11 protein-coding genes are annotated in these 12,770 nt (G+C 52.1%); 9 read left to right on the top strand and 2 right to left on the bottom strand.

Annotated features, from left to right (window positions below; genetic code table 11):
* The first annotated feature begins 24 nt into the window (after positions 1-24).
* From EUZ85_RS12815 to EUZ85_RS12835, 5 genes are all read left to right on the top strand, one after another.
* Complete coding sequence (locus EUZ85_RS12815) at positions 25-1,911, top strand: SurA N-terminal domain-containing protein (protein ID WP_127969654.1); 1,887 nt, start codon at positions 25-27, stop codon at positions 1,909-1,911.
* 326 nt (positions 1,912-2,237) lie between these two features.
* Positions 2,238-3,047 carry a C39 family peptidase gene (locus EUZ85_RS12820; RefSeq protein ID WP_011396064.1) on the top strand — a complete coding sequence of 270 codons (810 nt, stop codon included), beginning with the start codon at positions 2,238-2,240 and terminating at the stop codon, positions 3,045-3,047.
* Positions 3,048-3,111: 64 nt separating this feature from the next.
* Complete coding sequence (locus tag EUZ85_RS12825; protein WP_127969655.1) at positions 3,112-4,128, top strand: transporter; 1,017 nt, start codon at positions 3,112-3,114, stop codon at positions 4,126-4,128.
* Between the two features lie 30 nt (positions 4,129-4,158).
* Entirely contained in the window at positions 4,159-5,781 is a 1,623-nt protein-coding gene (locus tag EUZ85_RS12830) for an OmpP1/FadL family transporter (RefSeq protein ID WP_127969656.1), read from the top strand.
* 2 nt (positions 5,782-5,783) lie between these two features.
* Positions 5,784-6,923 carry a MalM family protein gene (locus tag EUZ85_RS12835; protein ID WP_127969657.1) on the top strand — a complete coding sequence of 380 codons (1,140 nt, stop codon included), beginning with the start codon at positions 5,784-5,786 and terminating at the stop codon, positions 6,921-6,923.
* Positions 6,924-6,939: 16 nt separating this feature from the next.
* Here EUZ85_RS12835 and EUZ85_RS12840 read toward each other — a convergent pair whose 3' ends face one another.
* Positions 6,940-8,016 (bottom strand): polysaccharide deacetylase family protein, encoded by a 1,077-nt coding sequence (locus EUZ85_RS12840; protein WP_127969658.1) that lies wholly within the window; start codon positions 8,014-8,016, stop codon positions 6,940-6,942.
* On the bottom strand, positions 8,013-8,681 hold the full coding sequence (locus EUZ85_RS12845; protein ID WP_127969659.1) for a DNA-J related domain-containing protein: 669 nt from the start codon (positions 8,679-8,681) through the stop codon (positions 8,013-8,015). Before EUZ85_RS12845 ends, EUZ85_RS12840 begins: the two co-directional genes overlap by 4 nt.
* On the opposite strand from EUZ85_RS12845, the gene EUZ85_RS12850 reads away from it, so the two are divergent.
* The 4 genes from EUZ85_RS12850 to EUZ85_RS12865 all read left to right on the top strand — a co-directional run bounded on the left by EUZ85_RS12850 (position 8,680) and on the right by EUZ85_RS12865 (position 12,696).
* The gene (locus EUZ85_RS12850) at positions 8,680-9,492 is read left to right on the top strand and encodes a DUF547 domain-containing protein (RefSeq protein ID WP_127969660.1); all 813 of its coding nucleotides are present in this window, start codon (positions 8,680-8,682) and stop codon (positions 9,490-9,492) included. The genes EUZ85_RS12845 and EUZ85_RS12850 overlap by 2 nt on opposite strands.
* 122 nt (positions 9,493-9,614) lie before the next feature.
* Complete coding sequence (gene ttcA / locus EUZ85_RS12855; protein WP_127969661.1) at positions 9,615-10,472, top strand: tRNA 2-thiocytidine(32) synthetase TtcA; 858 nt, start codon at positions 9,615-9,617, stop codon at positions 10,470-10,472.
* Between the two features lie 80 nt (positions 10,473-10,552).
* Complete coding sequence (locus EUZ85_RS12860) at positions 10,553-10,810, top strand: hypothetical protein (RefSeq protein WP_127969662.1); 258 nt, start codon at positions 10,553-10,555, stop codon at positions 10,808-10,810.
* 452 nt (positions 10,811-11,262) lie between these two features.
* On the top strand, positions 11,263-12,696 hold the full coding sequence (locus EUZ85_RS12865; protein ID WP_127969663.1) for an aldehyde dehydrogenase family protein: 1,434 nt from the start codon (positions 11,263-11,265) through the stop codon (positions 12,694-12,696).
* The last annotated feature ends 74 nt before the right edge of the window (positions 12,697-12,770 follow it).

Below are 12,770 nucleotides of genomic sequence, written 5' to 3' on the forward strand. Positions count from 1 at the left end.
AAGTTAGAATTCTAAGAGGGGCGCATGCTTCAAAATATTCGGGATAACGCCCAGGGCGTGATCGCCAAGGTAATTGTCGGCCTAATCGTCATGACGTTTGCCTTCTTCGGCATTGAGTCTATCGTTGGAGGGCTCAGCGGCGAGCCCGAAGTTGCGTCAGTTAATGGCGAACCTATCACTAAGTCTCAGTTCGAACGCAAGTTCGAGCGAAACCGCCTTCAGGCTATCGCCAGCATGGGAGAGAATTACGATCCCAGCAAAATCGATGAAAACAAACTGCGTAAAACCACCCTTGACGAATTTATTACTCGCGAAGTTCAGCTACAGGCTGCGCGGGAGGCTGGTTTCACTGTTTCTGATGCAACCATCAACAACTTTATCACTCAGTGGCCAATGGCCCAGAAAGACGGTAAATACGACAACAACCAGTTTATGGAAGCACTGCGCAGAATTGGCATGCGTCCTATGGAGTTCCGTAAAGAGTTATCTGATGAGTTGCTGGTAGGACAATTGCAGTCCGGGATTGCTCAAACTTCTTTTGTTATTGGGGAAGAGCTGAATGAACTGCTGAGAATGGAACGTCAGACTCGCAGTTTTAGCTACTATCGTCTTAACGCTGAAGACGTTGCGAAAGATATTGAAATTAGCGACGCAGAGGCCGAGGAATACTACAACTCTAATAAAGACGAATTTACTTTGCCTGAGCGTATCATCGTCAACTACATTGAGCTGACGCGAGATGTATTGGCGGATCGTGCAGAAGTTAGCGATGACGAAATCAGCAAGCGTTATGAGGAAGAAAAGAAAGAGTTTCATCCATCTGAACAACGCCGTGCTTCCCATATCCTGATTGAAACCTCTGATGACGTCTCTGAAGAGCAGGCGTTGGCTAAAGCTCAAGAAGTTGAGCAGAAGCTGAAAGATGGTGGCGACTTCGCTGCGCTGGCGAAAGAGTTTTCAAGCGATCTAGGCTCAGCGAACGACGGCGGCGACCTGGGTTACGCTCAGAAAGGCGCTTTTGTTAAGCCTTTCGAAGAAAAACTGTTTTCTATGAATGTGGGCGATATTTCCGAACCGGTTAAGACTGAATACGGTTACCACATCATCAAATTAAATGACGTTAAAGCGGTTGAAATGCCAAGCCTGGAAGAGTCCAAAGACCGCATAGTCAAAGAGTTGCAGGAGCAGAAAGCGGATAGTCTGTTCGTTGAAATCAACGCTAAGCTGAAAGACATCACTTATACCGCGGATGATTTGGCGGGACCGGCCGAGGAGCTTGGCCTGACAGTACAGACTTCCGAGCCTTTTTCCAGAGAAGGCGGGCAAGGCATTTTCAGTGGTCCTCAGGTTATTCAAGAAGCCTTCTCTGCGGACGTAATTGAAGACGGCCATAACAGTCAGGTTATCGATTTGGGCAAGGAAGGCAGCCTGGTGTTGAGAAAGAAAGAACTGTTGCCTAGCGTGCCGCAACAATTTGCTGAGGTGAAAGAGGCGATTAAGCAGAAGCTGGCCGTTCAAAAAGCGAAAGACTCTCTGGCTGCGAAGTCAGATGAGATGGTCGCTCAGCTGAAGAGCGGTGATTTGGCTCCAGTTTCTAAAGGCGCTGATGGCGAGCAGACTGGATGGGTGGAGCTGAATGACGCTCGCCGTTCTCAGGCTGGCGCAGCGGATATTTCCCGCTTGGCCTTTAAGTTGCCAAAGCCGGCGGAAGGTAAGCCCGTAATAGAGAAGTTTGAGACAAACTTTGGTTATGCTGTCATCGTTCTGAATGAGGTGAAGGATAATACCGAAGACCTGAGCGAAGCGGAGCAAAAGACCTATAGAACCTTTATGGCGAGCCGCAACGGTCAGCGTGAATACAACGATTACAATGAGAAAGTTCAGGACGCGGCGGAAATTGAGCGTCTGTAAGCTTTCGATTTCAAGCTAATAAAAAAGACGGCCGTGAGCCGTCTTTTTTATTGTCCTTAAAAAGCGTCCACCCTAAACATAGAGAGCTTGTAAGAGGCTTTGTTTTTGGGGTGACGGCAAGTGGGGTCGTGTCGCAATTGGCCCTCTGCTAAATCTTGCTCCCCCTAGTGCTTGCCGCATAAGGGATTTTACCGATCTTGCGCTCCCGTCTAACTGAGAATTGTGTACTGGTTATCTTTACCAGAAAAGCAATTGCGGTATCTTTACTTTACAAACAGTTACGTTGTAAACCCGTAATTTCGCAGAATAAAAACGAGTGGAAATGAATGCTTCTAGTGCTCGCCGGTTCGGTGCTCGCTTTCAATATCGCCAATGAGGCGGCTATTGTTGAGCCGCAGCCTAAAGGGGTTGTGGTGTATCAACAGGCAATCAGCACTGCGGGCAATGACGTAGCATTTTTGCGCTACGACACGATGGTCGAACCGGCGAAAGAACAGAAGTTTCGCAATATCACCAAGCAAGCCTATGACTACAGCTGCGGTTCCGCCGCTCTGACTACAGTGTTGGAGCATTATCTGGGACGTACTTTCGAAGAGCGTCAGATAATGGAGGGGCTGCTTCATTATGGCGATGCAGCGCGTATTGTAGAACGCCGTGGTTTTTCCATGCTCGACTTCAAACGACTGGTGACGGCGCTGGGATATCCCTCCGGTGGCTTCAAGGCGGAAATTGAAGACTTGGCTGAGCTGGATCATCCCGCCATCGTGCCGATCCGCTATGGCGGCTTCAAACATTTCATTGTTGTTCGCGCTGTTCGTGATAATCGCGTTTTTGTGGCGGACCCCTCGTTAGGCAACATCACTTTTACGGTAGAGCTGTTCAAAGAACACTGGGATCAGAATGTTCTCTTTATCGTCTTTCCCGGCAATACCAAACCTGTGGACGGACTGGAGTTAAGAGAAGAGGACATGCGCTATGTGGATGAGCAGACCTTTACCTTAAATGCATACCGGGAATTTCCCCAGTTTCATGAGGCGACGGAGTTTCGCATACGTAACGAACTGGAAAGACTTAAAAACAACGAAGACGGTTCAGTTAACAACACCAACAAGTATTTGCATTACAAACGCAATTAAAAAAGTCCTGAAAACGTAACCGTCTGGAAAAGCTAATAAATACAATAACATTAAGGGAAAGCTAATGAAGCATTGGGTAGTATCCTGTGTTTACTGTGCGCTTACTTTTACGGCTGCTTCGCCTGTCTTAGCCGATGAAGGGCAAAACAGCGTGGAGAAGGCGAGAGAGGCGTTGACCAAACAGGAGGACGATGCCGATTCCGCTAAGCAACTGGAGGAAGTGTTCCAGGCGGCGGAGAAAAACTACTCCTTGTTGAAGAAGAGCAAGATGTCATTGACCTATGCCTTTGACTACAGCTACTTCGGCGACCAGCGCCTGGATATTGATATCGTTAACGGCTCATTCCGGAATTTTGACGTCACGCCTGCGGCGCAACATACCTTCACCAACACTTTCACCTTTGACTATGGCGTATTGGATAACCTGACCCTGTCCACACGCGTGCCGCTGTCCACCAAGTACGATACCGAGACAGAGCTGAACAACTCTGATGTAGGAGATGTCTCGCTGACCGCCCGTTGGCAGCCTTTCGCCTATGTACCGGGGAAGCCGTCCTATACCCTGTTCAGTACTTTCAAGTCCAAAACCGGGGTCAGTCCATATGAGATTGACGTCAAAAGACAGTTATCTTCCGGGAGCGGCTACTACTCGTTTTCTGTTGGGGGCAGCTTCTCGAAGGTGCTTGATCCTGTCGTCATATTCAGTTCCGTCAGCTACACCTTTCCTCTGAAAGAGACGGATCTGAACCAAGTGCGCGGGGGGCAGAGGCTGGTTTCTGTAGAGCCCGCCAACTCCCTGTCGTTATCGGCGGGTTTTTCTTATGCCCTGTCGTACGATGTGTCGCTTAGCGTTTCTTCTCAGTTGAGCTACTCGGATGAAACTGTTCTGACTTTTAATACTGGCAACAAAGCTGTCGCACAGGATCAGGTCAGCAGTCTGATGAGTTTCGCTATGGGTATTCGCGTCAGTGAAACCAAAATCATTAACACCTCAGTGGGGTTTGGCCTCACCGAGGACTCGCCTGATGTAACGATCGGGGTGTCTATCCCCATCAATATTGCGGGACTTAAAGAACAATAAGCGGGAACAACAATCAGGCAGAGTTGTAAGATGAGCTTAAATATTAATAAGAATACAAAGCTCCTGGCTACGGCGGGACTATGCGCAGCCTGCTGGAGTGGAATTGCTTCCGCCCAGCTGGCGACGAATCTGATGGTGGACCCCTATGCTTTGTCGCTGGGCAACGCCGTGACGGCTGCGCCTCCTGGCGTGGCGTCCATTCACTATAATCCCGCCGGCCTGACCAAGTTAAAAGGGCGTCAACTGGCGGTGACCCTGATGGGGGTGCACGCCAATATACAGTCGGACTTCTACGCTCCCGAAGGCTACAACGTATTCGGTATCGATGGGGTAGAAAACGACCCTATCTTCGATGGCGATACGGTCGCCAGAAGCCGCACAAATACCATCGCCCTCTATGTGCCTGGCTTTGGCATTCAGCGTTTGCCGAAAGGCCCGCCGGCTCTGGCTCCTTCCGTTGGATTCAGTTTGAACCCGCCAGGCTCCAAATTCACATTTGCAAACCTCACCTACGGCCCGGAAATTCTGGGTTATTACCGGAAGAAGGACGATCCCGCCAGATATCTGGGTAAGGCGCTGTCATTGCAGCGTTTTACGTATCTGTCGCCCTCATTTGGCTATGAAATCAACGATGAGTGGTCGGTAGGGTTTGGCGTCAGCATGTCGTCTCAGTCATTGGCGCTGGATACTTATACTCGCGCGCCCAACTTGATGATCGGCGTATTGGAAGTGCTACAGGACGCTTTCAACTGTGAGACCGGAGAAGAACCTCTGGCGCCGTTTCTGGGCTTATGTGGCGGTAATGTGGGCCCCTGGGACGACATTGGAGGCATGAGTATCCAGGTACAGGAGACATTGTCTCCAAAGTATCACGTTGGCGTGCTGTGGGAGCCGACGGATTGGTTCGCATGGGGGGCCAGCTATCAGAGCGAGTCCGACATGAAGTTGAAAGGCACTTATGAGCTGGCGTACACCGATGACTGGTCCGGCTTCTGGCGTTCCTTCAACGGCTCGATCGTTGGCGCTATCACCGCCGGGATATTCTCTCTGCCATCCGGGACTCCCAGAGAGGCTGGGCAGTTATCTATCGATCTGACACACCCTCAGCACTTTCAAACCGGCGTGAGCGTGAAGTTGAATCATCAGTTCACTGTGAATGTGGATGTGGGGTGGACGGATTACAGTTCCTGGGACGCCTTCCTGCTCAAGTTTGATCGCAACCTGGAATTCCTGGGGGCGGCGCGTCTGTTGTCGCCTAACGCCACGGCGAACACCATGCGTTTGCCGTTGGAGTATCAAGATGTCTGGAATGTGGGCGTTGGCGTCGAGCAGCACCTTTCCAACCGCCTGGATCTTCGTTTCGGGGTGGAGATGCGTAACTCGCCGATCCCCCATAACCGCCGCGATATCCTGGCTCCCCTCAATGACACTGTGTTGTACAGCGTTGGCATGGGGTACAAGTGGGACAGAGACACGACGGTAGACTTCAATCTCAGCTACATGCGCAGTTGGCAGTATATTCCCGCAGGCTCCAGTTTGAACCTGAACGACGATGGCATTCAGAATATTGTCTACAACCCCTATGCAGGCGTGGATGTGGAGACCAATCTGAAACTGATCATGGCGGGTATGACCTTCCGGACGGCGTTTTGAGCATGAAGACGAGTGCATTACTTCTTTCGTTGACGCTATTCAGTAGCGGCGCGGCGCTGGCGGACAGGTACTACACCTGGGTGGATGAAAACGGCCAGGTGCGCCATACGCTGATTCGTGATGGGCAGCCACCAGCTCCTTCGCCACAGGCGCCGCAACAAACACAGCCAGAAGCGCTTCAACCGACGCCAGGACAAAGCCCCGCCTCCGCTGAGACGACGGCAACTCATGTTGAGCAGGAAATTAATGCAGAGGCGACGGTTCCCAGCCCGGCGCCAGAAGCCCCTGTCGCCAATGACGCTCAGGAGGTATCTAAAGAGAGCTTATCTCAGCCTGCGCCTCAAATGAGCCAGCCTGAATCAAGTCATCGCGAGATCATCGACGAGTCTACCTACATTGATGCAGCGGAACTGGAAAAAAGAGGTTTCGTGCGAGAGGGCGATAGTCGCTTTTACACTTGGGTCGACACTAACGGGGTCATGCATACTGAGGAATATAATCCCGCTGATGCCAAGTCCAAGGCGCACATGCAGCCTTTGCAACCCGCTCAGGTCGTGGCGGATGAACAACGAATCAAGAAGGCGCGTCTTCCTGATGGCGCGGACCCCTTTGCCGCCGATCTGCTTGGACTGAACGCGCCGGGGGCGGAGCAGGAGATTGACCTCATTTACGATCGCTGCTGTGAAAACCTGGTGAATGACGAGCGGGTTGAGCTTGAGTTTGATGATGGGGAGCTGCTGGAAATTCGCAAGGACGAGCAGGGCTATAACTTCGGTGTAGGCTACAGTTTGTATCGCGTTGTGGAGATCCCCGAAGGCAGCGTCAATCGATTGTTGCAGTTGCGGGCATATGCGCAACCTGACGCGTTTTACCCATCAGTGTTGGTATTGGATAGCGATTGGAAACCGGTGCGCTTCCTGCAGGATTTGCTCTATATCTACGAGCCGGAAAACTGGTTCCGCTATGGCTATCTGGAAGGTTTTCTCAGGGTAAAAACGAAGGATGAGAAGTATCTTGTCTTAATGACGACGGGGGCGGACCTCAAAAAACGCACTGTTGCTGAAGGCGTGGCTGACAAACCGGTTGTTATCAGCCACTCCGCCAGCGGCATACTGCATCTGGCGATTTTGCCGCCTGAGTAGGCGAGAGGGATGAGGGTTAATCCTCAGGGACGGCGGGATTGATCCATGGGAACGAGCGCCAATAGAACAGTCCACCGCCAGCCGGCGCTGTGCAATTGTAACGGAAGCGACGACCTTTGAACGGCGCTGCTCCGACGACGGTCACTTCATTGTTATCGACTGCGCTATCGAGAAGGCCCTGTCCGCTGCCGTAGCATGTGACCTTTGCGTTCAACTCCGTGCTGAAGCGCAATTGCGGAGGATTGTTATCCGCAATCAGGATGTTCTGTGGCGATAGCATCTGTGCAGGCAGCGGCAATGTGCTCAGCTTTTCTTTTAACTGCGGAACGGAGCTGTAAGCGTTGGAGGCGGGAAAACGGGGCAGAGAGGTCCAGTCGCTATCAGGTCCAATAGGGCCGGAGTGTTGCCCCAATCCGACGTAACCCAATGAACTCACCAATTTTTGCAGTGACGCATCGTATTCGCCGTAAGGGTAGGCGAGTAGTTTGAGTGAGGCGCCAGTCTCTTCCTCGATTCTTTTTTCCGCTTGCTCGATATTTTGCGTGATGCGCGCACGCCAGGCGCTGGCGTCTTCATTGGTTTTGACTTCCACCATATGGATGTGGCCCACGCCATGGTTCGCCACCACGCCGCCGTGTTTCCCCATTTCTCGGGCCTGCTCCCAGGTAATGTGCGTGCTGCGGTGATTATCAAGCGCATCTGGATTCAGGAAAATCGTGAATGGATATCCGCGTTCCTTCAATAGCGGGTATGCGGTTTCGTAGATGCTTTTGTAGCCATCATCAAACGTCAGTGCGACCGTTTTCTCGGGAAGGCTGTCGCCTTCCTGAAGTGTGCGAATGATCTCCGCCAACGGCAGCACTTGATAGCCATTATCGGCGATAAACTGCATGTGCTGGCGGAAGAGCTCCGGGGTGGTGGAGGTGCTGCGCGGGGTATCGTCGCTAATGTGATGATATTGCAGTATGTATGCGCGGGCGGGACTTTCTTGAGCCTGAGCCGTTGCGCAAAACAAGACGCCGGCGGCGATTCCAAGCGCCTGAATCCGACGAGTGAGTGACGTTGCGGTGAGAGAATAGCGTCCGTTATTCATAGTGAGTAATAAACCTTCAATACTTCATATGCTTCCGTGATGGCTTGAAACAACGCGGTGTTTCCGCCACGGTCCGGGTGATGTTCCATGGCGAGGCGGCGGTAGCGGGCCTTAATCTGTCCTGCGTCGCTATCTGGAGCGCATCCCAGGGTGTCCAACGCGGACTGCTTTTGATGGGGGTGTACATACATCAGCCAAAAATCCCTGATCAGCTTCTCCACATCTGCGGCGCTGGTATCGAATAAGTTTTTCGGATTGAGGTAGTATTCCGCCAAGGGGTCCGCCGCCACCGGCGCGTTGTGGCTGCTGTGAGCCTCCGCATCGTAGTGATATAGGGTGATACGTACGGAGGTCATGGCGAGGACGAGATTATGTTCTTGTAACCATTTGTTTTTCAAGCGATAAAGCGTATGAAACGTCAAGAAATGGGTCTGAAAAAGATCCAGTGGAGATTGCAGGCAGTTCTCTGAAAAAATGCTATGTGGCGGCAGGGTCAGTTGTTTGATTAGATCGTGTTCGGAAATCATGGCCGGGCCGGGGAGTAGAATCTCTGCGACGGCCTGTTCCAGTTTTTGCGTGAGGTAGCGCCAACTGGTCGGTTCGCGGGAACCTTCCGTACCTGCAAGGGTCAAATCCTCTGGTATCTCTGGATGATCAAAACTCATGAGCGTAAGACTATTTTTAATCCTGATTTTTATGGGCTGGTTCTCGGGCGAAGCTATTGCGGCGCCGAAGGCCGAGTATTGGAGCCTGTGGGACAAGGCCAATGAGCGAAACCCTGCTTTGCTAGATCATAGCACTTGGACCCGTCTTCTGCAGACCCACCTTAGTCATGACGGGGATGGTTTCGCCAGATTGTCGTACGGCAGGTTTACGACGGAAGAAAAACGCCAGTTAGATGACTACATTGCGTCACTGACGGCGGTTGATCCCCGCGAGTATTCTAAAAATACGCAAATGGCGTACTGGATTAACTTATACAACGCCCTGACTGTGCAGTTGGTGCTGCAACACTATCCGGTAGATAGCATTAAGGAGATTGGCGGCGGCTGGTTTCGTTTTGGACCCTGGGACGATGCGATCACCCACGTGCAAGGGCAGGCGCTGACATTGAACGATATCGAGCACCGAATTCTGCGCCCCATCTGGAAAGACAAACGCATCCATTATGCGGTCAACTGCGCCAGCCTCGGCTGCCCGAATCTCTACCCGGAAGCCTTCGATCCCAATCGCCTGGAAGAGCAGTTAAACAACGCCGCACAAAACTTCATCCGTCACCCCAAAGGCGTGGCCTTCGTCAAAGACGGCCTGCGACTGTCCTCCATCTACGACTGGTATCAAAGCGACTTCGGCTCTAAACAAGAACTCCTTGATCATCTCGCCAAGTATTCCGCGGAGCCGGAAAAAAGTCGCTTGGACAACTATAAGGGCGGTATCGAGTACGCCTATGACTGGAAGTTGAATGATGCGCGCTAGCGGAGTCTTCAATTGCCCGTAAGCTCAACTCTCGCTGTTTACAGACTGAACAAAAACTGCACTGGCGTTAGACGGGGGGATTTAGGCTATAATGCGCACCCGTTAACCGGAGGTAGTGAGATATGACGGCGGCTTTTAAGGCAGAGATGGCGCAGCGCGATCGCTTGGAGTTGAACAAACTGAGAAAACTGCTGCGGCGTGAAGTCGGCAGGGCGATTGCTGATTTCAATATGATTGAGGATGGCGACAAAGTGATGTGCTGCCTCAGTGGCGGTAAAGACTCATACGCCATGCTGGACATCCTGTTGAATCTGAAAAAGCACGCGCCTATCAGCTTCGAGGTTATCGCGGTTAACCTGGACCAGAAACAGCCCGGTTTTCCCGAGCATGTCCTGCCTGAATATCTGAGCTCCTTGGGCGTTGAGTATCACGTCATTGAGCGCGATACCTACAGCATCGTAAAAGATAAGATTCCTGAAGGGAAAACCACTTGTGGTCTCTGCTCGCGTTTGCGTCGTGGGATTCTGTACGATTTCGCCGTTGAACATAAGTGCACCAAGATCGCGTTGGGACACCATCGCGACGACATCATGGAAACACTGTTCCTGAATATGTTCTATGGCGGCAAAATGCGCGCAATGCCTCCCAAACTGAAAAGCGATGACGGCCGCAACATCGTTATCCGTCCTCTGGCTTACTGTCGTGAAAAAGACATCGAGCGTTACGCCGGCCTGCGTGAGTTTCCAATTATTCCCTGCAACCTGTGCGGCTCTCAGGAAAATCTGCAGAGACAAAACATCAAAATGATGCTGCAGGACTGGGATAAGCGTTTCCCCGGTCGTCTGGAAAACATGTTCCGCGCTGTGCAAAACGTACTGCCTTCACACTTGTGCGACACCAGACTGTATGACTTCGACAAATTGGAGCGCTACAGCATGGAGCCGGAAGAGTTTAATCAAATCAGCGTGCTTAACCTCTAAACAGACATAAGTCAGACGGGCCGGGTTCACCGGCCCTTTTCGTCTGTTTGCAGCTATCATCCGCCGGAGAATCAAGCGTCATGACGCCTTTATCGTTAGCTATTCTCAGCATTGTTGTGGGTATCTTTCCATTGTTGGTCGCCAGTCTGGCGAAGGCGATAGCGAGATCTCTGGGTGGTTCTCTGAGCGAGGCGGATTGTGAGAGTTGTATGTTGTTCGGAAGAGACATCAGTCCGATTCTCTACAGAATGTTCGTCTTCGCCTGGTTGAGTATGTTTACGCTTGGTTTGGGCATGCTCGGCGTCATGGGCGCTATTGCCTGGGCTCTGTTGAGCTAATCCTTCCGCTGATAACTTCATCTGCCTATTTTTTTTCCTGGCGCCGCTGCCCAGTCCTGTTTCCAATATCTGCGCAGACCTAAATTAATATATCGTAATTCTTTGATTTAATTGACGGCATTTATGTCTGCTTGGCGCTTAGGGTTGTCATGAAAAACAGCTTTTATTCAGCGTTCGCGCTGGAATGTTTTTCCCCGCTGAGAAGCGGCCCAATCGGTTAGTTTTCTTATCCTATAGGCGTATCTCGACATACGCTCCTGCGCCGACCGCGGTTTTGCGAGTCGGCTTTTTTTCGCCTTTTTTTATTGCTTCGACTTATCAGGTCCATAGTCTTTTCCTTTAGGCAAAACATTTTGCGAATGTGTCATACTCGTGCGCTCGAATTAAGCGAGCAGTATCAGGCTCCGCCTTTCGCTTATCCGCCAACTGCCTGACAGAAAAAGGACCTGCTTATGTTAGCCAAATCCTATCCCTTCTATCTCGCCAACGAGCCTGTCGCAGATCCTCGCGGCTGGTTGCCGGTCGAAGACAAGTACACCGGAGAAGAATTCACTAAAGTCGGTCTGGCCGATCACGATGATATTGAGAAGGCGATCGCCGCTGCGGAAAAAGCCGTGGCTCCTATGCGCAGAATGCCTGGATACAAACGTCGCGATGTGTTGCTGCATACCGTTGCGCGCCTTAAAGAACGCTCGGAAGAGTTGGCTCAGGCGCTGGTGCGGGAAGCGGGCAAGCCGCTCAAGGACAGCCGTGGTGAAGTGGGACGTTTGATCGAGACCTTTCAGATCGCTGCGGAAGAAGCCGTGCGCAATAACGGAGAATGGCTGGATCTGGCTTATTCCGAACGCAGCGAGGGCTATCAGGGAATAGTGCGCCAGTTTCCGATTGGCGTCTGCTCGTTTATCACCCCCTTTAACTTTCCTTTGAATCTGGTGGCGCATAAAGTGGCCCCGGCCATCGCCGCCGGTTGTCCGTTTGTGCTCAAGCCCGCCAGCCTCACGCCCATCGGCGCCTTGATTCTGGCGGAAATTCTGGCGGAAACAGACCTTCCCAAAGGCGCTTTCTCCGTCGTGCCCTGTAAAAAGGACGACGCCATGGCGCTGATTTCCGATGAGCGCATCAAGCTGCTGAGCTTCACGGGTTCGCCGGCGGCGGGGTGGCCCATGAAAGCGAAGGCGGGCAAGAAAAAAGTCGTGCTGGAGCTGGGCGGCAACGCGGCCTGTATCGTGGAGCCGGAAACCGATCTGGATAAGGCGATTCCGCGTGTCCTTTTCGGCGGTTATTACCAGTCTGGACAAAGTTGCGTGAGTGTGCAGCGCGTTCTGGTGCAGGAGTCTTTATATGAAGACTTCAAACGTCGTCTGGTGGCGGAAGTGGAAACGCTGAAAACGGGCGACCCTAAAGATGAAAATACATTTGTAGGTCCGCTGATCAGTCGCAAAGAGGCGGATCGGGTGGCGTCCTGGATTAATGAAGCGGTAGAGGCGGGCGCTGAACTGCTGATCGGCGGCGAGCGCAGCGGTAACGTTATTACGCCCACGGTGCTGGCTAATACTCCACGACATTGCAGCGCTTACAACGAAGAAATCTTTGGGCCGGTGACTGTCCTGGAATCCTACAAGACTTTCGACGACGCGTTGCAAGCCGTCAATAACAGTAAGTTTGGCCTGCAAACCGGCGTATTCACTCGTGACGTGGAGAATATGCAGAAAGCCTGGGAAGAACTGGAAGTGGGCGGCGTCATTATCGGCGATGTGCCGTCCTGGCGTGTGGATCACATGCCTTATGGCGGCGTGAAAGACAGCGGCATTGGCCGGGAAGGGGTGCGTTACGCCATGCAGGACATGAGTGAACCGCGCTTGCTGGCGATCAAGCGTCAAAGCTGATTGTGTTGCGAGGGATTCAGGCGCAGCCATTGCGCCTGGATACGGAGTACGTGTGAAAACCCTGTGGAGAACTG

Origin of the sequence: Hahella sp. KA22 (assembly GCF_004135205.1) — a bacterium.
GTDB lineage: Bacteria > Pseudomonadota > Gammaproteobacteria > Pseudomonadales > Oleiphilaceae > Hahella.

Coding starts and splice junctions, on each gene's coding strand:
- EUZ85_RS12825 (WP_127969655.1), top strand. CDS start 3,112: ATGAAGCATTGGGTAGTATCCTGTGTTTACTGTGCGCTTACTTTTACG.
- EUZ85_RS12850 (WP_127969660.1), top strand. CDS start 8,680: ATGAGCGTAAGACTATTTTTAATCCTGATTTTTATGGGCTGGTTCTCG.
- EUZ85_RS12830 (WP_127969656.1), top strand. CDS start 4,159: ATGAGCTTAAATATTAATAAGAATACAAAGCTCCTGGCTACGGCGGGA.
- EUZ85_RS12835 (WP_127969657.1), top strand. CDS start 5,784: ATGAAGACGAGTGCATTACTTCTTTCGTTGACGCTATTCAGTAGCGGC.
- EUZ85_RS12820 (WP_011396064.1), top strand. CDS start 2,238: ATGCTTCTAGTGCTCGCCGGTTCGGTGCTCGCTTTCAATATCGCCAAT.
- EUZ85_RS12845 (WP_127969659.1), bottom strand. CDS start 8,681: ATGAGTTTTGATCATCCAGAGATACCAGAGGATTTGACCCTTGCAGGT.
- ttcA (WP_127969661.1), top strand. CDS start 9,615: ATGACGGCGGCTTTTAAGGCAGAGATGGCGCAGCGCGATCGCTTGGAG.
- EUZ85_RS12860 (WP_127969662.1), top strand. CDS start 10,553: ATGACGCCTTTATCGTTAGCTATTCTCAGCATTGTTGTGGGTATCTTT.
- EUZ85_RS12865 (WP_127969663.1), top strand. CDS start 11,263: ATGTTAGCCAAATCCTATCCCTTCTATCTCGCCAACGAGCCTGTCGCA.
- EUZ85_RS12815 (WP_127969654.1), top strand. CDS start 25: ATGCTTCAAAATATTCGGGATAACGCCCAGGGCGTGATCGCCAAGGTA.
- EUZ85_RS12840 (WP_127969658.1), bottom strand. CDS start 8,016: ATGAATAACGGACGCTATTCTCTCACCGCAACGTCACTCACTCGTCGG.